Below are 21,917 nucleotides of genomic sequence, written 5' to 3'. Positions count from 1 at the left end.
GGCCCACGGTGCCTGCGGGCAGACGTACGGAAAGGACGCCCAGGCGGTCGCCGCGCGCAGGAGTGTCACCTCCTGTGCGACCACCGGTTCGGCTGTCGTTCAGGGGCTTTCACGGCGTCACGGTGTGGCACAGCAGCAGGCAGACGTCGTCGTCCCGTTCGGAGTCGTGGAGGAGGGGCTTGAGCAGGGCGTCGGCGGCGGCGTTCAGGTCCTGTTCCAACTCCGGTGTGTTCAGCGCCGCGAGGGCGTGGCTCAGACGGCCGATGCCGGGGTCGATGCCCTGCCCCCGGCGTTCGACCAGGCCGTCGGTGTACAGGACCAGGGAGGAACCGGCGGGCAGATCGGCCCGCTGATCCGTGTACACGTAGTGCAGCGGGATGCCGAGCATCACGCCGGGTTTGGCATCCAGGACCCGTACGGCGCCGTCGGTGGCGCGCACGACCGCGGGCGGGTGGCCGGCCGACGCCCAGACGACTTCCGGTTCGCCCGGCCGGAAGCGGGCGATCAGCGCGGTGGCGTACAGGTCCGGCTGCAGGTGGCCGAGCATGCGGTGCAGGCGCGTGAGGATCTCGCCGGGGGTGGCGTTCTCGACGGCGTAGGCGCGCAGGGCCGTGCGCAACTGGCCCATGACGACTGCGGCGTGCAGTCCGTGGCCGGTGACGTCCCCTATGACGGCCAGCAGGCTGCCGTCGGGTTGGAGGAAGGCGTCGTACCAGTCGCCGCCGATGTTCATGCCCCAGGTGGCGGGCAGGTAGCGCGCGGCGAGCAGCAGGCCGGGCGGGGTGGGCAATTCGGTGAGCTGGGCGCGCTGCAGAGCTTCGGCGGTGTTGCGGTACTGCTGGTAACGGTGGGCGTGGTCCAGGGCGACGCCGACGCGGCGGGCGAGTTCGACCAGCATGACGGAGGTGTCCTCGTCGAAGCGGGGGCCGGGGGCGGTGAGGGTGAGGACGCCCAGCAGGCGCTGTGCGACGAGCGGGATGGCCAGCAGCGGTCGCTGGGGGGACAGTACGGAGGGCGGGAGGTCGTCGACGCCGGGCAGGGTGCCCGGGTGGGCCGCGGCGTGCTGGGGACGGCCCGTGCGGGCGGCGGCCACGGCGGCCGCCGAGTGCTCCCGGACGCGGTGTGTGTGCTCGTCGTCGTGGTCCGCGTACTCCTCCTCGTCGAAGAGCCAGACGTCGAGATGCTCCGCGTAGTCGGGCACCAGTATGTCGGAGAGGCGGCGCAGGATGGCCATATGACTGAGGGACGAGGTGATGGCGGCGCTGGCGTCACCGAGAAAGGTCAGCAGGCGCCGGGCCCGTTCCGCCTCGGCGCGCGCGGTTCGCTCGGCTTCCAGGAGGTCGCGCTGGGCGAGTGCCGCGGCCTCCAGGTCTGCATGGAGCGCCAGAACGCCTTGGTTGGTCTGATGCAGTTCCTCCCGGTGCAGCCGGACCAGACTTTCCTGCTCGTCGAGGAGGTCCAGCACCGCCGCGGTGTTCTCGTCGGCGCGCAGCAGGGCCTCCGGCAGCGAGGTGGTGACGCTCGGACGGTCCTGGGCGGGCCGGCGAGGCAGAGAGCACGTGAGTGAGGGTGCTTCGTCCAGCGGGCCCGGCCCGGATTGGCCCACCGGGCTCAGCGAAGCCTCGAGTCGACCGGTCTGTCCGTTGGCGAACTGCCGTACGTGGAGCAGGAGTTCCCACTCTCCCCCCTGGTCGAGGCAGCGGCGCAGCCGCGCCGTCAGGGCGGTCAGGAAGCGGGCTCGTTCCAGCGTCGGTGCCCCGGCGTCCGTGGCGACGCGGTCGACGGCGGCGCGGGCCCGGGCGGCGTCGGCGACGGACGCGATGGTCCAGATATCAGGGGGTGCGGTCATGCGGGTCCGTCCGGGGAGCAGGGGTCAGTACGGCCACACTGGCGTCGTCGCGCAAGGGGCGGGCGGCGCTGCCGGCGTCCCTCAGGACGACCGCGGCCACCACGGCCGGGTCGTGCACGGCGAGTCGGGGGTCGCCGGGGGGCACCCAGCGGCTGGGGAGCCCGTCGCTGTGCAGGACGAGCAGACTGTCGGGCGCCCAGTCGGTCGCGGTCAGGGGCACGGTGGCGGGGAAGTGGGCGCCGACGATGCCCGGGTGGGAGATGAGGGGCCGCCACGCGCCGTCGGTGCGCAGTCTGGCGCCGATGTTGCCGACACCGGCGAACGAGAGCCGGTCGCTGTCCTCGTCCAGCTGTGCGACGCCGACGGCCGCGCCTCGCGTGGCCCGCAGGGCTGCGTGCAGTTGCCGCAGGATCTCGGCCGGCGGCAGATCAGCGCACCGGCGCAATTCTTCCACGGCGGCGGTGGACGCCTCGGCCGCCTTCTCCCCGTGGCCCAGCCCGTCCACGAGCATCAGCGTGACGCGTGGACCGGAGCGCACCCGGCTGAAGGCGTCTCCGGAGTGCTCGGCATGGGCGAGGGACGTGGTGATCCCCCCGGCCCGGGTGCCCGTACGCGAGCGAGCCTCCCGGGGGTGAGGGCCGCCGGGCGCCCGGGCCGGGGCGATGCGTGCCACCGCGACGGTGCCCCGACCCGGTCGGCTGTGCAGGTCGAACTCGCTGGAGATGCGCCGGCAGGTGCCCAGGCCCGCTCCCAGGGAGGACGGGGCGGTCGTGTGACCGTCCCGCATCGCTGCCGGGATGTTGTCGATGCCCGGTCCGTGATCGAGTGAGGCGATCTGCACGCAGGGCACATCCTCGGCGCACGTGTCGGAGGGGGCGGCCAGATTGATGAGGACGCGGCCGCCGCCGGCGTGCTTGACGAGGTTCGTGCCCAACTCGGTGGCCACCAGCGCCGCGACCGCCGTGGAATGCGCGTCCAGCCCCGCGTCGGCGCAGGCGGCTTCGGCGGCGACGCGTACGTCCCGGACCCGGGTGCTGTCCTGCACCGGGATGTCCCACACCCTGCTCAAGGCGCACCTGTGCGGGGCGCGGGCAGGCCGGAGACCCAGTCGGTGATGGTGACGGTGGTGCCCTCGCCGGGGCGGCTGTCGAGAGCGAACTCCTTGACGAGCCGCTTGGCCCCGCTCAATCCCATGCCCAGACCGCCACCGGTGGTGTAACCGTCGGTCATGGCGAGCTCGACGTCCCGGATGCCGGGGCCCGCGTCGACGAAGGACAGCCGCAGTCCGCGGTGGGCGCCTTCTGTCAGCACCGTCATCTCCATGTGCCCGCCGCCGCCGTGCACGAGGGCGTTGCGGGCCAGTTCGCTGGCGGCGGTCACCAGCTTCGTCTGCTGGACCAGATTGAAGCCGAGGTCGGCAGCGGTCTGGCGCACTTGTTGTCGCACCCAGGCCAGGTCGGCGTCCGAGCCGATGGGCAGACGCGTGGTCGAGGTGATGGGGGCATGCATCATGCACCCTCTTCCAGGTGAGCGGTCGGAGCCGCCGAGGAGGCCCGGCCCAGCAGGGACAGGGCCTTCTCGACGTTCAGGGCGGTGCTCAGGCCGGGCAGGGTGAGACCCAGTTCGACCAGGGTGATGGCCACCGCCGGACGCATGCCGGCCAGTACGGTGCGCGCGGCCAGCAGGCGCGCGCTCGCGGCGATCTCGGCCAGGACACGGCCGAGGAAGGAGTCGATGATCTCCACGCCCGAGAGGTCGATCACCACACCGGCGACGGGCATGGGACTGGACGCGATGCGCTGGGAGATGTCGTGCTGGAGCTGTTCGGCGGCCCCGTCGTGCAGCTCTCCCAGCAGGGTGACCAGCAGGACGTCTCCCAGCGCCAGTACCGGTACGGGGCCCGGGCCGGGATGCATGGCGGGGAGGCCGGTCACCGCGAGCCCGCGTCCGTGAGTGGGCGCGCGGAGACGACGATGCCCTGCTGGGTGAGAGCGTAGGCCAGCGCGTCGGCGAGACCGGCCCGCGTGATGATCGACCCGAGGTCGATGCCGAGCTGGACGATGGTCTGCGCGATGGCGGGACGGATCCCGGAGACGATGCACTCCGCGCCCATGAGCCGGGCCGCGGCGACCGTCTTCATCAGGTGCTGGGCCACGAGCGAGTCGACGGTCGGGACGCCGGTGATGTCGAGGATGGCGTAGGCGGCCCGCTGGTCCACGATGGCTTCCAGCAGGCTCTCCATCACGACCTGGCTGCGGGCGCTGTCCAGGGTGCCGATCAGCGGCACGGCGACGACGCCGTCCCACAGCTTGATGACGGGGGTGGCCACCTCCAGCAGCTGCTGGCGCTGCCGGGCGATGAGCTCCTCGCCCGCACTCACCGTCGTCTCCAGGATGACCAGGCGCAGTGTGGCGGTCAGGACCGCCAGCGCCTGCGTGCACGCGGTGACCCGCGCGTCGTCGGAGTCGTCCTGGAACTCGGCACGCAGCAGTGCGGTCACCGGCTCGCGCAGGCCCGCGACCTCGCCGGCGATCTGCACCGGCGTGAACCCGGCCCGGGCCCGGGCCGCGGCCATCCGGCCGAGCTGGTCTCTCACGGTGCCGAATCCCGGAGCCTCGACATCCTCCAGTTGTCCGGAGCGGGCCACGTCGGCCAGGGTGTCCACCACGGCTTTGCACGCCTCGACCGCTTCATCCCGGGAGACGGTGAAGACCGTACGGAACAGGGCGGCGTCCGCCCAGCGTTGGGCGATCTGTTCACGACGCCGTTCCAGAAAGGCACCCAGCTCCTTCGCCGTTCCGGGGGCCGTGTCGTGCTCCGCCACCTGCATCGTCTCCCTGCCTGCGAGGCCGTAGGGCCCGCCGGGCGGTCAGGCCATGTGGCAATTATTGCCGCATGGCAAACGTTAACGCGAGCGTGTGGGGCGAACAACATGCGGTCGCCGCCATGGGGTCGGTTCGTCCGTCACTCGAACTGTGGCCTGCCGCGCCAGTCCAGACACACGATCAGCGCGTCGTCGTCCGGCATGGCTTCGCCGCGGTGGCCGGTCAGCTCCCGCAGGACGGCGCGCGGCACCTCTGCGGCGGGCAACAGTCGCGTGGAGTGGATGGCCCGGGTGAGCGCCGCCTCCCCGTACGCCTCTCCCTTGGGGGAGGCCACGGCGTGGACGCCGTCGCTGACGAAGACGAGCCGGTCACCGGGCTCGACGTGGAAGTCCTGCGCCACGTAGTCGGTCTCCTCGAACATGCCCAGCGGGAGCTGGGCCTCGAAGGTGACGCGTTCCACGCTCCCGTCGCGCAGACGCAGCAACTGCGGGGAGCCGGCGTCCACGACGCTCGCCCGGCCGGTGGCCAGATCGAAGTCGAACATCAGGACGGACAAGTAGCAGCGCCCCCGGTAGTGGGCGTAGACGGCCTGGTCCGCCAGGGCCGCCTGGTCCGCGATGGAGAGCCCGGCGCGCCGTGCGTTGCGCAGCGCGTTGATGGCCAGGTTCGTCAGCAGGGACGCCTCTATGCCCTCGCCCATGCCGTTGGTGACGTACAGCATCAGATGGTCGGCGGTGGCGGACCAGTCGAAGTTGTCGCCGAAAATGGCGTAGGCGGGCTCCAGTTGGGCCCCCAGGTCGTACTCGGGGCGGGAGCAGGCGCGGCCGGGCAGCTGCTGCCACTGCATCTCGGCGGCCAGCGTCAGCCGGTCCTTGCGCCGCGCCTGGAGATACACGTCGGTGTCCCGCTCGGCCACGACCACCTCGTGACCCAGTACGTCGGCGATGTCGGCCAGTTCGGACTCCCAGCGGTGCGCGGCGTCGCTGTCGGACAGCGTGAGCGACAGCACGCCGAGCCGGTCGCCGCGCACACTGACCGGCAGATGCAGGCGGGTCCGCCCGTTCGGCCCTTCCTCCCGGTACGGCTTCTGGGCACCGAAGGCCCGGCCGGGCGGGCTGTTGTGCACCGACACCGGCACCAGAGTGTGCGGCAGCACAGACACCGGCTGGAGCACAGTCAGGCTGTAGTCGGCCATGAACAGCTCGACGTCCTCCGCGCCGTACTGCTCGATCAGTACGGCGCGGAGGACGTCGAGCAACTCGTGGGGGGCCGCTGTCCGCAGCGCACGTTCAACGGCCAGAAATCTCTTCATGATGCGAAAACACCTCTCCTCGGCCGGACGGCGAACGGGTCCCTCTCGCGAAGGGCGCCCCCTCGATGGACCGCTTCGGCCGACCCTGTCCCGTGTGGTCAGCGCGCGTGCCTAGTACGCTGACAGCAGCCCAGTGCCTGCGAGAGTGTGATCGTGACTGACTTCCGCCGCCGCTCAGAGCGCGATGAGGTCGCACGCGTGACCACCACAGCCGTCGAGCTGCTGGAGGTCGTGTGGGGCCGGGCCTCGACCGCGCCCACCTCCGCGTCACAGCTTCGGGTGCTGCACATCCTCGAACACCACGACGGCATCAACCTGCGCACCCTCGCCGAGTCCCTCGCCTCGACCCCGCCGTCCACCAGTCGGCTGTGCGACCGGCTGGTGGCGGCCGGGTTCGTCGAGCGGGTCGTGAGCGAGGAGAACAGACGTGAGGTGCGGCTGCATCTCAGTGGCCGAGGCCGCGCCTTCCTCGTCGACCTGCGCGTCCGCAGGGAGAGGGAGTTGCAGACCGTGCTGGCGGACATGCCTGCCGCCAAGCGGGTCGCGCTGCTGGAGGGGCTGGAGGCGTTCTGCGTCGCCGCGGCCACGCAGATACACGACGACGCGGCGGATTCCGGCAGCCGGACCGCCTGAACCGACCATCGCGCCGACAGCGTCTTTGTCACCTCTCGACATGGGTGACCAGTACACGGAGTGGTCTCCGTCCACCGGAGCATTCCAGGTCCTTCCCCGTACGTCCGACACGCTTACTGTGTTGCTTCCCGGCTTTTGTTGTCAAACGGCAACAGTCCGTCCGACCGCCCTTACCCGAACTCGGTTACCCCGTCGCGGCGAGTTCTCAGGGGGGTGTGCCGTATGTCTCTCGAACGAGGGAAGCCGCGCATGCGCGGAGTCATCCGGGGAAGAGGATGGGTTTCTGCTCAGCCGAAGCGCAGCGTACGCGGCGCGAAGGTGCCTTCGGGGCCGTCGGCGCGGCCCACCGACCACACCGTGTCCGTGCCTGATACCGGCGCCAGCCGCAGTGTCCGGGAGTCTCCCTCGTCGGCCACCGCCGGTTCGCCGTACTCGGTGAACGACTGGCCGTTCCAGGCGAGGAAATCCGGCCCGGGGACAAGCGGCGGAGAGCTGCCGGCCGGGCCCCACTTCTGCGAGCGGGCCACCGAGACCCAGGCCAGTCCGCCGGACGTGGAGGCCGCCAGTGAGCTGATCGAGCCGAAATCGGTGGGGACGCTCACCCGGCTCCACGTCTGCCCGTCGAAGCGGAGCAGCAGCGGCGGAATCGGCCGGCCCGGCGGGCCGCCGACGAACCCGGCCGTGCCACCCGCCCACACCTCGGTCGGCGAGACCGCCAGCACACTGCCCACGGCCGACCGCGGGAAGCCGTCCACGATCGTCTGCTGCCACGCCTGGCCGTTCCAATGGGACACGGCCGCACCCGAGTCGGTGGCGCCCGCGGCCCAGACGTCGTCGGCCGCCCGTATGTGCAGCCCGTACACCGATCCCGCCGGCACCGGCAGGTCCCGCCAGCCGCTCCCGTCCCGGCGCAGCAGTACCTGGCCACCGTCCCGCGAACCGATCAGCCAGGCCTCACCGCCGCCGGCGACGACGCTGGTCAGCACCACACCGGGCGGCGGCCGGCTCTCGGACCAGGCGATGCCGTCGAAGCGGAGCAGACGGGCGCCGCCCGCCGCATCGCGGCCGACCGCCCAGACCATGGTCGGTGAGGTGGCGGCGACGGACAGCAGCTCTCCCTGCCAGCCGATCCCGGACAGGCTCTGGCGGTGCCACGCGGTTCCGTCCCAGCGCAGCACCAGCGGGAAGCCCGGCGCCTCACGTCCCACGGCGTCGGTGCCCACCGCCCACGCCTGGTCCGGACCGACTGCCACGGCCTCGTTCAGCGCGGCCTGTGGGCGTACCTCTGGCGGAACCGGAACGTGCTGCCAGGACAGCGGCTGCGCCGCGGCCGAGCCCATGACCGTGATGAGGGCCATGGCGACAGCGAGGGCCGCGACGAGAAGTCTTCTTGTCATGCTCAGCCTCCCAGCCGCTCGCTCATCAGGTTCGGTTTCGAGCCGTAGATCTCCACGGTGCCGAAGGACAGCAGTGAGGCCCCGGCTCTCGTCAGCGCACGCGGTTCGACGTCGATCGCGTTCGTGCGCTCCGGGCCGTAGGAGTAGGTGGTGCGGGAGCCGTTCACCCGCGCGTACTTCGACTGGAACGCGCGGTCGCTGCGCACCGGCAGCCACAGTGCGCCGTCCGGGCCGCGCACCATGGCCTCGGTGGAGGTGTCGCCCAGCGGCGGGTGGGCGGTGTGCCAGACGTGTCCGTCGAAGGCCATCAGGTAGGTGCCGGCCACGCCGTCCGTGTACTGGCTGCCACCGATCGTGATCCGGCCGGACGGTTCGAGCAGCAGCGTGTGCACGTTGCTGTTCGGCGGCAGCGGCACCTTGGCGTCCTGCCATGCCGTGCCGTCCCAGTGCAGGACGGCGGTCCCGGTGCTGGTGTCCGCCCAGGCCCAGGCGTCGTCTGGGGTACGCGCGGTGACTCCCATCAGGTACAGCACGTCGGCCGGCGTGGCCTGTGCGGTCCAGCGGGAACCGTCGTAGTGCAGCACCTTCAGCCCGGTGTCGTCCTCACCGACCACCCACGCGCCACCCGCTGTCGCGGTGAAGTCCTGGTAGGTCCACAGGGTTTGCGGCAGCGGGAGGGCACTCCACCCTCCCGCCGACCGGCGCAGGATCTCGCCCTCTCCGGCGCGGTCGTGGAAGATCCACACTTCCGTGCCGACGAACTGCACCTTGCCGAGCCGGCCCGGCTCACCGGCACCGGGGAAGGTGGTGTCCCGGCTCCACGCCCTGCCGTTCCACCGGTACAGCATCGGCTGCCATCCGTCGGCGGCCTGTTCGTACCCGGTCGCCCACCCCTCGGCCGGCCCGCGGGCGGCCAGATCGGACACGGTCACGGGCGGGGCCGCCGCCGGCACCGGCAGCGCCGACCAGCTCGGTGTCACGGCAGGATTCGGTGTCACGGCCGCAGCCGGCGACACCACCGCGGCACACGCGATCACCAGACAGACGACGACCGCACGGAGACCGTTCACGAGACCTCCCAGAACGCGAAGGCCGCACACGCTATGGGTCTTCACCGATCCGTGGACAGACGGCATTCGGCCGATCGCGGTCCCTGGGAGCGTGGGTCAGCGGGGTTGTGAGTTCGGGCGGGGGCGCGAGATCGTTTGAGGCGATACTGCTGGTGTCGTCCGTCGGAGGACTCGCGTGACCGATCCCGTGCCCGCGTCGCTGCCCGCCCCGCCCTACTACGCGGTGGTGTTCACGGCAGTGCGGACCGCCGACGACAACGGTTATGGGGAGATGGACGAGCGGTTGTCCGAACTGGCAGCCGACCAGCCGGGATTCCTCGGTGTCGATGCCGCTCGCGGTGCGAACGGCCTGGGGATCACGGTGTCGTACTGGAGGGACGAGGAATCGATCGCCGCATGGCGGAATCACGCGGAGCACACCCTGGCCCGAGCGTACGGACGCGAGCACTGGTATGCCTCGTTCTCGCTCCACGTGGCCAAGGTCGAGCGCGCCTACGGGTTCACTCGCCCGGCGGACACGTAGGTGCTGTCGGGCGCGGGCCGCGACTTGCGGTCCTGTTCCTTCCGGTCAGGCGGGTGTGGGCTCGAGGCGGACGACAATGCCCTTCGACGTGGGCTGGTTGCTGATGTCGGCGACGCTGTCCAGCGGCACCAGGACGTTGGTCTCGGGGTAGTAGGCGGCGGCTGAGCCTTGTGCGGCCGGGTAGGGGACGACCGTGAAGTTCTCGGCGCGGCGCTCGGTGCCGTCCGCCCAGATGCTCACCAGGTCGACGTGATCGCCCTGGGCGAGGCCGAGTTCGCGCAGGTCGGCCGGGTTGACGAGCACGACATGGCGGCTGCCGTGGATGCCGCGGTATCGGTCGTCGAGTGTGTAGGGGATGGTGTTCCACTGGTCGTGCGAGCGCAGGGTCTGCAACAGCAGGTGGCCCTCGGGTGCCTTGGGGATCACGCGCTCGTTGCGGGTGAACAGCGCTTTGCCGGCCGAGGTGTTGAACACGCCCTCGTTGACGGGGTTGGGCAGTTGGAAGCCGCCGGGTCGTGTCACCCGCGCGTTGAAGTCGTGGAATCCCGGAACGATGCGGGAGATGCGGTCACGGATCGTGCCGTAGTCCCCCTCGAACCGGTCCCAGGGGATGTCCGGCTTGCCGTCGAGGGTGCGGCGGGCCAGCCGGCACAGGATCGCTACCTCGCTCAGCAGCAGGGGGGACGCCGGCTCCAGGCGCCCCTGGGAGGTGTGCACCTCGCTCATGGAGTTCTCGACCGTGACGAACTGCTCGCCGTCGGCCTGTACATCGCGTTCTGTGCGGCCCAGGGTCGGCAGGATCAGCGCCGTGTCACCGCAGACGGTGTGCGAGCGGTTCAGCTTGGTGGAGATGTGGGCGGTCAGCCGGCACGAACGCATGGCCTCCTCGGTGACCTCGCTGTCGGGAGCGGCGCGTACGAAGTTGCCGGCCAGGGCGAGGAACACCTTGACGCGGCCCTCGCGCATCGCCTTGATCGCATTCACCGAGTCGAGTCCGTGCGGGCGTGGCGGATCGAAGCCGAACTCCTTCTGCAGCGCGTCGAGGAAGGAGTCCGGCATCTGCTCCCAGATGCCCATCGTGCGGTCGCCCTGGACGTTGCTGTGCCCGCGGACGGGGCAGACGCCGGTGCCGGCGCGACCGAGGTTGCCGCGCAGCATCATGAAGTTGACGATCTCCCGGATGGTGGGCACACCGTGCTTGTGCTGGGTGATGCCCATCGCCCAGCAGACGACGACACGTTCGCTGCGCAGGACCTCGTCGTGGACCTTCTCGATCTCCTCGCGGCTCAGTCCGGTCGCCGCGCGCACGTCGTCCCAGTCGACGGTGCGGGCATGCTGCGCGAACTCCTCGAAGCCGGCGGTGTGGGCGTCGATGAAGGCGTGGTCCAGGACGGTGCCGGGCCGGGCGTCCTCGGCTTCCAGCAGCAGGAGGTTGAGGGCCTGGAAGAGGGCGAGGTCGCCACCTGGCTTGATGTGCAGGAAGCGGTCGGCGATCTGGGTGCCCCGTCCGACGACCCCACGTGGTTTCTGCGGGTTCTTGAAGCGCCGTAGCCCGGCCTCGGGCAGCGGGTTGACCGCCACGATGCGGGCGCCGTTGCGTTTGGCCTCCTCCAGGGCCGTCAGCTGGCGCGGATGGTTGGTGCCGGGGTTCTGCCCCACCAGGAAGATCAGGTCGGCGTGGTGGAGGTCGTCGAGGCTGACGGTGCCCTTGCCGGTGCCCAGCGTCTCGCTCAGGGCGAAGCCACTGGACTCGTGGCACATGTTGCTGCAGTCGGGCAGGTTGTTGGTGCCGAAGGCGCGGGCGAAGAGCTGCAGGACGAAGGCCGCCTCGTTGCCGGCCCGGCCCGAGGTGTAGAAGACGGCCTCGTCCGGGGAGGCGAGCGAGGTGAGTTCCCCGGCGAGCACACCCAGGGCGTCGTTCCAGCTGATGGGCTCGTAGTGGTCCGAGCCCGGTCGCTTGATCATGGGTTCGGTGAGCCGGCCCTGCTGGTTGAGCCACATGTCGGAGCGCCCGGCGAGGTCGGAGACGCTGTGCTCACGGAAGAAGTCGGCGGTGATCCGGCGGTTCGTGGCCTCGTCGTTGATGTGCTTGGCGCCGTTCTCGCAGTACTCGTTGCGATGGCGCTGTCCGGGGGCCGGATCCGCCCAGGCGCAGCCGGGACAGTCGATCCCGCCCACCTGGTTCATGGCCAGCAGGTCCACCCCGGTCTTGCGCGGTGAGGTCTGCTCCAGGGAGTACTCCAGCGCGTGCACGACCGCGGGGACCCCGGCCGCCCACTTCTTGGGCGGTGTCACCGAGAGGGTGGTCTCCGGCTCCTCGCCGGGCGGGTTCTGCATCGGTTCGCCTTTCTCTTGCCACGTCTGTCCTGCCGCCTGCGGTACGTGGGTCAGCCGACGGGCCACTGGGCCACACGGCTCCTCGGCGGTTCCGGGTGATCGTGCTGCACCCGGCCGTTGCGGATGGTGCCGCGCCAGGCCCCGCCCTCCTGTCCCAGCCCCTCGATGAACTGTTTGAAGTGCTGGAGCTCGCGGCGGACCAGCCGGGCGGTCACCTGCGTGATCTTGGAAGAGCCGGTGAGCCGTTTCGCGGCCCCGCGTGGCTCGAGGAGCATCCGGACGGTGATGGCGGTGCCGCCCGACTCCGTCGGCCTGAACTCCACCTCGCCCTGGTGCGAGGGGCGCTGCTCCAGGCCACGCCAGGCCAGGTAGGAGTCGGGGTCCTGCTCCACGATCTCCACCGCGAAACGGCGGCGCAGCGGTCCGTAGCCGATGGTCCAGGCGGTCACCGTGGGCCTGACCTGTTCGACGCCGTGCACCACGCGCGAGAACCGGGGGAAGGTCTTGAACTGCGTCCACTGGTTGTACGCCGTCCGCACCGGCACGGCGACCTCGACCGTCTCCTCGACGTGCCGCCTCCGCAGCGGCCGGCGACGTGTGACACCGTCGCTGTCGGGGCGCATTCCCGGCGTGTTCGGGACGGCCTGCCGGGAGTCCTGTTCGCGCGCCATCGTCGCCTCTTCTCCGGTGCGGGGATCCGGGCCTCGCGCACCCGCCTCCCTCTCGTGTGTCAGGGCTTCTCTCCCGGTTCCCCCATCGCGGTCTTCGAGTCGTGCGGATGCGCCTCCATCCTGCTCGGTCCCAGGCTTGCGGGTCGGGGTGCTGTCGGCGGTCGCGGCCGCCAACGGGCTGCTGCTGTCGTGGCGACCGCGGGAGAGCAAGTTGATCCGCCCTCGTGTACCACCCTGGCCACCCGTGGCCCGGTACGGCCGCGATGTGGCCGTCGGCGCGCACGGCCGTGTCGCTCAGGTCCTTCGGGGTCGGCCGCCGCGCTCTCGCCCGCCCCCGTGCTCGATCCCGACGACGTCGTCCAGGCACTCATGGACGGGTCAGACCTGCCTGACGCTCGGCCGTCGCACGAGCGCGGCGCTCGGCGTCACCGTGATCTCGGCCATCGCCGGAGCCGGCCTGGAAGGCGGCTGCGCGGCACGGCGGCGCGGGCACGGCGGCCGGGACCGGCGGCTTCGGCAACGCCTTCACCGCCTGTGCGGTCATCGCCGCCGTGGTGGCCGCCGTCGGTGCGCTGCTGTTGCCCGCGGGGCGGCCGGACGCGACGCAGGGGCCGGTCATGGCGTACAGACTGCGCGCGCGACGGTCCCCGCGGCGGCCGGACGGCTCACGAACGTACGTCAGTGGGTGTCAGTGGGTGATCGGTCCGGTCAGGACGTCCAGGACCGGTCCGCCACCGATGCCCAGCCCGAGGGACACGGCCGCGGCGACGTAGGCGACGACGCGTGCCGCCCGGTCGCCGTCGGCCAGGGACTCGGACCCGCTCCCGGAGACAGTGGGCACGATCCAGCGCAGATAGTAGAAGAGGGACGCCACCGTGTTGACGGCGGCCACGACGGCGAGCCACGCGTACCCGCCGTCGAACGCGGCACCGAACACCTCGAGTTTGCCCAGGAAGACCGCCGTGGGCGGGGTGCCGACGAGCCCCAGCAGACAGACGACCAGGCTCGTGGCCAGCAGCGGACGCTCTTTGGCGAGCCCCCGGTAGTCGTCCAGGGAGTCGGCTCGAGGAAGGGCGCAGACCACCGCGAACGCGCCGAGGTTGGTGACCGTGTAGGCCGCGAGGTAGTACAGGAGCGCCTGCTGGGCGAGGTCCGCGCGGCCCGCGACGGCGACCGGCATGAGCAGGTACCCGACCTGGCTGATCGTCGAGTAGGCCAGGAGGCGCTTGACGTCCTGCTGGAAGAACGCGCCCAGGTTGCCGAGCGTCATCGACGCGGCGGCCAGTACGGCGACGAGCGCGGGCCACGGCAGCGTGCTGTCCGCGAAGACGACGTCACCGAGCCGGAAAAGCGCGGCCAGTGCCCCGATCTTCGGGATGCTGGTGAGCAGCGCGGCCACCGGCGGGCTGCTGCCCTGAACGGCGTCGGGCACCCAGAAGTGCGCCGGCACACCTCCGGCCTTGAAGAGCACGCCCGACAGCAGCCCGATCGCGCCGACTGCGAGCAGCGCCCCGGGCGCGTCGCGGAACGCGTCCCCGAGCATCGGATACCCGGTGGCGCGTCCGGTCGCGTACAGGACCGTGATGCCGGCCAGCATCAGTACGCCCAACAGGGCACCGGCCACGTAGTACTTGAGGGCCGCCTCGGTGCCGGGCCCGTCCTTGCGGAAGCCGGCGAGCGTGTAGGCGGGGATGCTCGCCAGCAGATAGGCGGCGGCGAAGAGCAGCAGGTCCTGCGTGCCCGCCATCATCAGAGCGCCGAGGGCTGCCAGCTGCACCAGGACGTAGAACTCGCTCTCCCGCGCATCGCCACGCAGCGGACGGAAGGAGATGCCGAGGACGAGGAGCGTGCCGCCGAGGACGACGACCCTGGACGTGCTCGTCACCGGGTCGACGGCGAAGGCCTCGCCGAAGGCGGTCGTGGCGGGCTGAGCCGCGGCCACCGATGCCGCGACGATCCCCGCCGCACAGGCGACGGCCGCCAGCAGCCCGACCAACCACTGCCGGGCGCGCGGCAGCCAGGAGCCGAGCAGCAGCCCGAGCACGGCCGACGCGGCCAACAGCACCTCGGGCAGGAGGTCGAGCGGGTTCTCGTTCATCTCGTTCATCGGGCGAGCAGCTCCAGGACGGAACGCGAGGCCGGCTCGATGACGTCGAGCAGGAAGCGTGGTGCCACGCCGAGGACGACGGCCAGGACGAGGAGGGGGACGACGGCGAGGGTCTCGTGTGCCCGGATGTCGGGGAACACGCGTGGCGTGCCCGGCGCGTCGGGCAGGCGCAGCGGCCCCGTGAAGACCTGTCTCAGCGCGCGCAGGAACAGCCCGGCCGTGAGCAGGATGCCGAGCACCGAGAGTGCCGTGGCCACCGGCCGTGGCCCGAGGCTGCCGGTGAAGATCTGGAACTCGGCGATGAAACCGGAGAACCCGGGCAGACCGAGCGAGGCGAAGGCCGCGACGCCGGTCATCGCCGCGAAGGCCGGGGCCGTGGCGGCGAGTCCCGAGTAGGCGCCCATGTCGTACGTCCGTCCGCGCTCGTACAGCACTCCGGCGAGGAGGAACAGCGCACCGGTGAGCAGTCCGTGGCTGACCATCTGCGTCACCGCCCCGGTGACGGCCAGGGAGCGGGCCTGTTCGGAGCTGTCCGCCGTCGCCGCGGCGGCACCGAGGGCGAGGACGATGTAGCCCATGTGGTTCACGGAGGTGTAGGCGACCATCCGCTTGAAGTCGGTCTGCGCGAGCGCGACCAAGGCCCCGTGCAGGACCGACACGACGCCGACGACGACCAGCACGAGGGCGTAGCGCCGCCAGGCATCGGAGAGCATCGGCATGGCGATGCGCAGGAATCCGTACGTGCCCATCTTCAGCAGCACCCCCGCCAGGATCGCCGAACCGGCGGCCGGCGCCTCGACGTGGGCCGGTGGCAACCACGTGTGGAACGGCACCGTCGGCGTCTTGACCGCCAAGCCGACCGCCACGGCCAGCAGGACGAGGCCGCCGTACACGGACCGTCCGGCGAGCGGGTTCTGCCGGGTCAGCTCGACCATGTCGAAGGTGTGCGGGGACGCGGCGAGGTAGAGCCCGATGAAGCCGAGCAGCAGGGCGAGCGACCCGACGAAGGTGTAGAGGAAGAACTTCAGCGCGGCCCGGGCCGCCTGCCGATGGCCCCAGCCCGCGATGACGAAGTACATCGCCACGATGGACAGGTCGAAGAAGACGAAGAAGAGGATCAGGTCCAGGGCCGCGAACAGGCCGAGACAGGTGGTCTCCAGGAAGAGGAACAGTGCGGCGAACTCGCGGACCCGGCGCCTCTCGCGCAGGGAGTACAGCGCACAGGCCAGGAACAGCAGACAGCTGAGGGCGAGCAGCGGCAGCGACAGCCCGTCCACGCCGACGTGATAGCCGACGCCCGCTCCGGGGATCCAGCGGGCGCGCTCCTCGTACTGCATGCCGCCGCCGGCCTCGTACCCGGCCCATATCGCGACGACGAGAGCGAGTTCGACGGCAGACACCGCCACCCAGATGATGCGGAAAACCGAGGAGGTCGTACGGCGGGGGAGCGCGAACAGCAGGAGCGCGACGGCCGTGGGCGCGAAGACTAGAGCGGTCAGCATCGGGGGGTCACCTCACGAGGACGAGCACGACGGCGAGGACGGTGAAGGCCGCGACGGCCTGGGCGAGGTACTGGTGCAGCTGGCCGGTCTGCGGGCGGCGTGCCAGGCGGCCGAGCGCACGGGTGCCGGCGGCGAGGGCGGTCACCGACCCGTCGAGGGCACGCTCCACGACGCCGTCCGTCCAGCGGGCGAACCGTAGGGCGACCGTGGCCGAATCGTCGACGGCGCGGTCGATGACCCGGTCGTCGAACGCGGCGGCAGCGCGCGCGAGGCGCAGGACGGGGGCGACCAGGAGCCGGTGGGCGGCGCGCTCGAGGTGCAGCCAGTCCAGGAGGGCGGACTTCGCACGTCCTGGCAGGGGCAGTGGGCGGGATCCCCAGGCCCACGTGGCCGCGACGGCCGGCAGGGCGAGAATCCCGGAAAGCGCGAACCCCCAGGGGTGCGGGGCGGATTGATCAGGCTGGGCGAGTACGCGTCCGACGCTGTCACGCAGCGGAGGGAACGCCAGCGGCGTCAGTGCGACGCAGGCGACAGCCAGCAGCGCCAGGGATGGCAACGCACCACCCGGAACGCGGCGGGAATCGGTCTGTGGCACCGCGCGCCGCCACACGTACCAGAGGGCCTTGGCGCTGTAGACCGCGGACAGGAGCGCCCCGGCCAGCCCGAGGGCGTACAGCCAGGGACTGCGCTCCAGAACTCCCGAGAGCAGGACGTCCTTGGCGGCCCACAGCGAGAGCGGTGGGAGCCCGGCCAGGGAGAGCGCGGCCACGGTGAAGGCCACGCCGACGGTCCGACTGCGGCGGGCGGCTCCGAGCAGTTCGGGAAGCTGCTGTGTCCCCAGGGCGGTCAGCCAGGCGCCCGCGCCGAGGAAGAGCAGGCTCTTGGCCGCCGCGTGGGCGATGAGCTGAAGCGTGCCGCCGGAGGTCGCAGTGGTGCCGGCGGCCAGCACCATGAAGCCGATCTGGGCGCAACTCGACGCGGCCAGCAGCTGCTTGAGATCCGTCTGTGCCACGGCGACGAGTCCGAGACACAGGGCGGTGGCGGCGCCCGTCCACGCGACCACGTCGTCGCCCCAGCCAGAAGCCTCCAGCAGCGGTCCGGTGCGCAGCAGCAGGTAGGCCCCGGCGACCACCATCGTCGCCGAGTGCAGCAGCGCGGAGACCGGGCTCGGGCCCTGCATGGCCTTCGACAGCCAGAAGCTGAAGGGAAGTTGGGCCGACTTGCCCAGGGCGGCCACGATGATGCCCGCGGTGACGAAGGACAGCCACGGGTCGTCGGCGCGGGCCAGGCCGTCGAGTGACAGGGCCGGGTCCCGGCCGCTCGCGAGCGCGGCACCCGCCGCCAGGTAGAGACCCAGGTCCGCGGTACGGGTGGTGAGGAACGCGGTGTCGGCCGCGCTCGTCCGCTCCGGGTCCCGCCACCAGTAGCCGATCAACGCCCATGACGTGGCGCCCATGACCTCCCAGCCCAGCAGCAGGACCGGGAGGCTCGTGGCGGTCACCGTGGCGAGCATGCTCCCGGAGAACAGCAGCATCTGGCCGAAGAAGCGCGCCCGGGCCTCGTCGGCGCCGAACTCGGCGGCGCTGAAGAGGAGTACGGCGAGTGTGACCGCGGCGACCGTGACGGCCAGCAGCCCGGACAGGCCGTCCACCGCGAACCGCATCGGCAGTCCGTCGAGGAACGGCGCCTGCACCGCCGGATGCCGGAACGCCGCGGCGATCGCGAGACCCAGGGCGGCGGCCGTCACGATGAGAGCCACGGCCGGCGCCGCGCGATCGGCCCGCCGTCCCGTCACGAGCAGCAGCGCACCGGTGCCGAGCGGCAGGACGACCAGCGCCCACAGCAGGGCGCTCACTCCTTCAACTCCGCCGCCATGTCGGTCATGTCGACCTCGCGCGACCGGAACAGGGCGGTGACCACGGCGAACCCGATCGCCATCTCCAGGGCCATCGCCGTGACGGCGACGACGATCAGCACCTGCCCGTCGGCGGCCGCCGGAGCGATGTAGTGCCAGGCGGCCGCGGCGCCCAGGATGACCCCGCCCAGCATCAGTTCGAGGCCCATCATCAGCATCACGATCGACTGCTGGGTGAGCGCTCCGAACAGCCCGACGCAGAACAGGGCGGCGGCCACCAGGAGAAGCAGCTCCAGAGTCACCGGCCGACACCGCCTCGTACGGGATCCTCCGGGCGCCGCGCCCGCAGGTCGTCGCCGAGCCGGTCGTACCGTCCCCGCCGGGTCGCCAGTACCACGGTGGCGACGATCGTCGCGAACAGGGCCATGCCCAGCGTCATCATGGTCAGCATCTGCGGACCCATGAGGGACATGCCGAGCTCCATGGTCGGATCGGCGGGTGCCTTTCCGCGCCGGGCGGGCCAGGGCGCGAGCAGGATCCCGGCGGCGAGAAGCACGAAGACGAGGCCGCAGACGACGGCCGCCCCCTTCTTGTTGTGCATCATCGTCATCGGCATCAGCCCGGCCGGATTCATCATGTACATCACCATGAAGACCGCCATGATGGCCATCTCGATCGTCATCATCAGCACGATGACGATGCCCAGGTAGTCCAGCCCCAGCAACACGACCAGACCGCCCACGCAGAGCAGCGAGGCCAGCAGGGAGAACGTCGCCCGGGCCATGGAGTCGAAGCGGAACACCATCACGCCGCCGACGACCGCGAGGACGGCAAGCAACCAGAACACCGTGACTTCCATGGACGTACGACACCTCGCTCTCGTCATCGATTCAGGACTACGGCGGCCACGACCAGCGCCTGCACGACGGCGAGCGGGGTCAACACCACCCAGGCCAGCTCCAGGTAGCGCTCCATGCGCAGGGTCGGCACCCGGCGCCTGGCCCACACCAGGAAGGCCAGCACGGCCGCCGTCTTGAGCACGGTCCACACCCAGCCGGGCAGCAACGGCCCGTGCCCGCCCCCCAGGAAGAGCGGCACGCTGAACCCCGCCGCCACGACCAGCAGCAGCCACCGGCCACCGAGAAAGAGCACCCGGTCCGCCCCGGACAGCTCGGAAGCCGCGCCACCCGCCACGTCATGACCGACGGGCTGGTCGAACGGACCCCAGAACGCCATCGCCATGGCACTGAGCAGATAGATCCCGAAGGCCGCCGGCATCCACACTGCGAACCACAGCCCCGCCTGGGCGTCGACCACTTCACCCACCCGCAGCGACTCCGCGCCCAGCGCGGCCGTGGTGATCGCGAGCATGTGCGGCAGCTCGTACGCCAACCCCTGTGCCAGGAACCGGTAGCCGCCGATCAGCGACAGCGTCGAGTTCGCCCCCCAGCCCGCCAGCCACACCGCCGCCCAGGCCAACGCCTCCATCGCGTTGAACCAGACGATCCCCTCCGGCAGATCGCTCACCGACCGGAAGCCGAGCGGCAGTACGACGGCCGCCAGGACGGCGGCGACGGGCAGGAGAGCCGCTCCGATCCGGGCCAGCGGCAGGTCGGACGCCCGGGTCCGCCGCGGCTGTTGCACGAGCTGCCGCAGCACCTCGCGCGCGGGCCCCGCCGCACGGACGGCCGCCGCACGCAGGGACCCGGGCCGTCCGCTCCGCGCGGCCGCCGAGAACACGGCGTCCAGGCCCGCCGTCGCCAGAGCGACCGCGACGAGCAGAGAAGGCAGGACGAGGACCGCCCACAGCGGTGTGCGTTCAGCCATGGGACACCGCTCCTGCCGTCGGCACGTACGCCAGCTCGTCCAGGTCCGGGTCCAGGCTCGCGACGATGATCCGCGCGCACGCGAACTCGGCGCCCTCCAGCAGGCCGGGCAGGGCATCGAGGAGCGGCCGAGAGGGCGGCGGCCCCGACCTGTCGACTCGCCCGCGGGGGCCGGCAGTTCCGGTCGCCGGTTCCAGAGCGCTGGTGTCGTCACAGGCAGCCGCACTTCGCCCGACCGCGTCGAGCCACACGAGCATCCGGCGGTACGCGTCTCCGTCGGCGACCAGGGCGGGACCGGTGACCCCGAGATGCGCCGCGTGCTCGGCGGCCAGCGGCCCCAGCCCAGCGGTCAGCCATCGCAGGGCCCGCGATCTCTCGGCCCGCCGGATCAAGGGACGGGCGAGAGCGGAGAGTTCGGCGGCGCCCGCCCCCGCCAGTGCGCTGTCCCGTACGTGCCGGGCACGGGCGGCCATGTCGGCCCATCCCGCCACGGCGAAGAACCGTCCCAGACTGTCCAGGTGCGCTGCGCACAGCCGCCGCGCCGCATCGCCACGGGTCACCCGCTCGCCCGCCACGGCACGGAGCCACGGCTCGCTCCAGAAGGGCGGACGCGGGGACCCGGAAGCCGCCGACTCGACGTCGACATCGACCTGCTGGACGACATCGCCCTGCAGCGCCAGCCGCAGCACCAGCCCCGCGGGCCAGTCGACGAGACCGGGACCGAGCGGCACATGCAGCCGATCGAGCCTCAGTCCGTCCCTGTCATCGGCCCGGCCCGCCATGGGCAACCCGTCCACGACCCCGCCCATGTCATGGCCGGCGTGTCCGGTGTGCCCGCTGCCCATGTCGTGGCCGGCGTGGCCGTCATGCCCGGCGTGCCCGCTGCCCGTGTCGTGGCCGTCGTGCCCGCCGCTCATATCGTGGCCGTCGTGGCCGTCGTGGCCGTCGTGGCCGCTGCCCACGTGCCCGGCGTGCCCGTGATGCTCGCCGGGCATGTCATGGCCGCCGTCGTGTGATCCGTGCTCGCCGGGCATGTCATGGCCGCTGTGCGGGTCGTGCCCCTGGTGCGGGTCGTGCCCGTGGTGCTCGTCGTGCCGGGGGTGGTCGCCGTGTCCGTCGTGCCCGCCGCTCATGTCATGCCCGTCGTGCCCGTGGTGCTCATCGTGCCCGTCGTGCGTGTCAGGGTCCTCGGTCTCGGCGTGCCCTGCGTGCATGTCGTGCTCGCCGTGCCCACTGGGCATGGCATGGCCGCCGTGCTGGTGATGCCGGCCGTGCCCCTCGCTCACGTGGCTCTCGTGCTCCTCCGGGTGAGGCATCCCGGCCCGGAGTGCGGCCAGGCCGTGGTCGAGGACCGTGGCGACCTCGTCGGCGTTCGTGAGTGACACCCGGGCCTTGGGGGCCGACATGGCGCGCCACAGATTCTTGACCCAGTCCTGGCCCTCTGCGGGGCCGGTGCCCAGGACCACGAGGAGATCCGCCTCCGCGGGCGCGCTCACACATGCCCATCCCCGAAGCACGAGCTCCGCTTCCAGGGCCAGCCGTTCGGGCGTGGCTCCGGGAGACACCGCGAGCAGAACTCCGGGACGGGACATGGCCGTTCGGGCGAGCCGGCGTCTCAGCTCCATCGGAACGCTCCCTCCCGCCAGGCGTATCCGACGCCCGCCAGCAGGATGCCCAGGAAGAGGAACATCTCGACGACCGCGGACGTACCCACCGCCGAGACGACCTTCGTCCACGGATACATGAACAGCATCTCCATGTCGAAGGCCAGGAAGACCATCGTGACCGGGTACCAGCGGACGTGGAACCGTGACAGCGCGTGCTCCCGCGGTTCCAGGCCTCCGCTGAACGGTCCGGTGTGCAGCGGCTCGCGGACCGCCCTTACGGCGACGGCGAGACCATGAACCAGTACGACGGCTCCGGCGACCAGCACCAGGAGTGCCAGGACCGGCTCCCAGTCCGATGTCTGCACGGGTCCCCCTTCCAACGGATCGTCCTCCCCGGCTACCA

General features: G+C 71.4%; 21 protein-coding genes. 2 read left to right on the top strand and 19 right to left on the bottom strand.

Going from position 1 to position 21,917, the window contains the following annotated elements:
* Positions 1-109 precede the first annotated feature (109 nt).
* The 6 genes from QF027_RS02595 to QF027_RS02570 form a co-directional block, all read right to left on the bottom strand.
* Positions 110-1,849 (bottom strand): PP2C family protein-serine/threonine phosphatase, encoded by a 1,740-nt coding sequence (locus QF027_RS02595; protein WP_307072321.1) that lies wholly within the window; start codon positions 1,847-1,849, stop codon positions 110-112.
* Positions 1,833-2,918, bottom strand: coding sequence for a SpoIIE family protein phosphatase (locus tag QF027_RS02590; protein WP_307072319.1), 1,086 nt, complete (start codon positions 2,916-2,918; stop codon positions 1,833-1,835). Before QF027_RS02590 ends, QF027_RS02595 begins: the two co-directional genes overlap by 17 nt.
* Positions 2,915-3,358 (bottom strand): ATP-binding protein, encoded by a 444-nt coding sequence (locus QF027_RS02585; RefSeq protein WP_306986841.1) that lies wholly within the window; start codon positions 3,356-3,358, stop codon positions 2,915-2,917. The genes QF027_RS02590 and QF027_RS02585 overlap by 4 nt, the downstream gene beginning before the upstream one ends.
* Complete coding sequence (locus QF027_RS02580; RefSeq protein WP_373432395.1) at positions 3,358-3,783, bottom strand: STAS domain-containing protein; 426 nt, start codon at positions 3,781-3,783, stop codon at positions 3,358-3,360. The genes QF027_RS02585 and QF027_RS02580 overlap by 1 nt, the downstream gene beginning before the upstream one ends.
* Positions 3,780-4,679, bottom strand: coding sequence for an STAS domain-containing protein (locus QF027_RS02575; protein WP_307072317.1), 900 nt, complete (start codon positions 4,677-4,679; stop codon positions 3,780-3,782). Before QF027_RS02575 ends, QF027_RS02580 begins: the two co-directional genes overlap by 4 nt.
* Before the next feature lie 134 nt (positions 4,680-4,813).
* Positions 4,814-5,986: a PP2C family protein-serine/threonine phosphatase gene (locus tag QF027_RS02570; RefSeq protein WP_307072315.1), complete on the bottom strand. Its 1,173-nt coding sequence runs from the start codon at positions 5,984-5,986 to the stop codon at positions 4,814-4,816.
* Between the two features lie 198 nt (positions 5,987-6,184).
* Between QF027_RS02570 and QF027_RS02565 the strand changes: the two genes are divergently transcribed.
* Positions 6,185-6,619 carry a MarR family transcriptional regulator gene (locus QF027_RS02565; protein WP_306986331.1) on the top strand — a complete coding sequence of 145 codons (435 nt, stop codon included), beginning with the start codon at positions 6,185-6,187 and terminating at the stop codon, positions 6,617-6,619.
* A gap of 287 nt (positions 6,620-6,906) precedes the next feature.
* On the opposite strand, the gene QF027_RS02560 is transcribed toward QF027_RS02565, so the two are convergent.
* Positions 6,907-8,016 (bottom strand): hypothetical protein, encoded by a 1,110-nt coding sequence (locus tag QF027_RS02560; RefSeq protein WP_307072313.1) that lies wholly within the window; start codon positions 8,014-8,016, stop codon positions 6,907-6,909.
* 2 nt (positions 8,017-8,018) lie between these two features.
* The gene (locus QF027_RS02555) at positions 8,019-9,086 is read right to left on the bottom strand and encodes a hypothetical protein (protein WP_307072311.1); all 1,068 of its coding nucleotides are present in this window, start codon (positions 9,084-9,086) and stop codon (positions 8,019-8,021) included.
* A 175-nt stretch (positions 9,087-9,261) separates the two neighbouring features.
* On the opposite strand from QF027_RS02555, the gene QF027_RS02550 reads away from it, so the two are divergent.
* Positions 9,262-9,609 carry an antibiotic biosynthesis monooxygenase family protein gene (locus tag QF027_RS02550; protein WP_307072309.1) on the top strand — a complete coding sequence of 116 codons (348 nt, stop codon included), beginning with the start codon at positions 9,262-9,264 and terminating at the stop codon, positions 9,607-9,609.
* Between the two features lie 45 nt (positions 9,610-9,654).
* On the opposite strand, the gene QF027_RS02545 is transcribed toward QF027_RS02550, so the two are convergent.
* The 11 genes from QF027_RS02545 to QF027_RS02495 all read right to left on the bottom strand — a co-directional run bounded on the left by QF027_RS02545 (position 9,655) and on the right by QF027_RS02495 (position 21,879).
* Positions 9,655-11,946: an FdhF/YdeP family oxidoreductase gene (locus tag QF027_RS02545; protein WP_307072307.1), complete on the bottom strand. Its 2,292-nt coding sequence runs from the start codon at positions 11,944-11,946 to the stop codon at positions 9,655-9,657.
* A gap of 50 nt (positions 11,947-11,996) precedes the next feature.
* Positions 11,997-12,617 carry an SRPBCC family protein gene (locus tag QF027_RS02540; RefSeq protein WP_306986336.1) on the bottom strand — a complete coding sequence of 207 codons (621 nt, stop codon included), beginning with the start codon at positions 12,615-12,617 and terminating at the stop codon, positions 11,997-11,999.
* A 367-nt stretch (positions 12,618-12,984) separates the two neighbouring features.
* Positions 12,985-13,236: a hypothetical protein gene (locus QF027_RS02535; RefSeq protein WP_306986337.1), complete on the bottom strand. Its 252-nt coding sequence runs from the start codon at positions 13,234-13,236 to the stop codon at positions 12,985-12,987.
* 69 nt (positions 13,237-13,305) lie between these two features.
* Positions 13,306-14,724 (bottom strand): NADH-quinone oxidoreductase subunit N, encoded by a 1,419-nt coding sequence (locus tag QF027_RS02530; protein WP_307072305.1) that lies wholly within the window; start codon positions 14,722-14,724, stop codon positions 13,306-13,308.
* Positions 14,721-16,226, bottom strand: a complete 1,506-nt coding sequence (locus QF027_RS02525) for a complex I subunit 4 family protein (RefSeq protein ID WP_307072302.1) — start codon at positions 16,224-16,226, stop codon at positions 14,721-14,723. The genes QF027_RS02530 and QF027_RS02525 overlap by 4 nt, the downstream gene beginning before the upstream one ends.
* Positions 16,227-16,233: 7 nt before the next feature.
* Positions 16,234-18,081 (bottom strand): NADH-quinone oxidoreductase subunit 5 family protein, encoded by a 1,848-nt coding sequence (locus QF027_RS02520; protein WP_307072300.1) that lies wholly within the window; start codon positions 18,079-18,081, stop codon positions 16,234-16,236.
* Positions 18,078-18,383, bottom strand: a complete 306-nt coding sequence (locus QF027_RS02515) for an NADH-quinone oxidoreductase subunit NuoK (RefSeq protein WP_306986341.1) — start codon at positions 18,381-18,383, stop codon at positions 18,078-18,080. The genes QF027_RS02520 and QF027_RS02515 overlap by 4 nt, the downstream gene beginning before the upstream one ends.
* Positions 18,380-18,940, bottom strand: a complete 561-nt coding sequence (locus QF027_RS02510) for an NADH-quinone oxidoreductase subunit J (RefSeq protein ID WP_306986342.1) — start codon at positions 18,938-18,940, stop codon at positions 18,380-18,382. The genes QF027_RS02515 and QF027_RS02510 overlap by 4 nt, the downstream gene beginning before the upstream one ends.
* Before the next feature lie 23 nt (positions 18,941-18,963).
* The gene (locus QF027_RS02505) at positions 18,964-19,908 is read right to left on the bottom strand and encodes an NADH-quinone oxidoreductase subunit H (protein ID WP_307072297.1); all 945 of its coding nucleotides are present in this window, start codon (positions 19,906-19,908) and stop codon (positions 18,964-18,966) included.
* Positions 19,901-21,532 (bottom strand): hypothetical protein, encoded by a 1,632-nt coding sequence (locus tag QF027_RS02500; protein WP_307072295.1) that lies wholly within the window; start codon positions 21,530-21,532, stop codon positions 19,901-19,903. The genes QF027_RS02505 and QF027_RS02500 overlap by 8 nt, the downstream gene beginning before the upstream one ends.
* Positions 21,523-21,879, bottom strand: coding sequence for an NADH-quinone oxidoreductase subunit A (locus QF027_RS02495; protein WP_307072293.1), 357 nt, complete (start codon positions 21,877-21,879; stop codon positions 21,523-21,525). The genes QF027_RS02500 and QF027_RS02495 overlap by 10 nt, the downstream gene beginning before the upstream one ends.
* Between the last annotated feature and the right edge of the window lie 38 nt (positions 21,880-21,917).

It is taken from the genome of Streptomyces canus (assembly GCF_030816965.1).
Classification (GTDB): domain Bacteria; phylum Actinomycetota; class Actinomycetes; order Streptomycetales; family Streptomycetaceae; genus Streptomyces; species Streptomyces canus_E.
The sequence above is the reverse complement of the archived record's forward strand: the minus strand, read 5'-3'. Positions and strand labels throughout refer to the sequence as shown.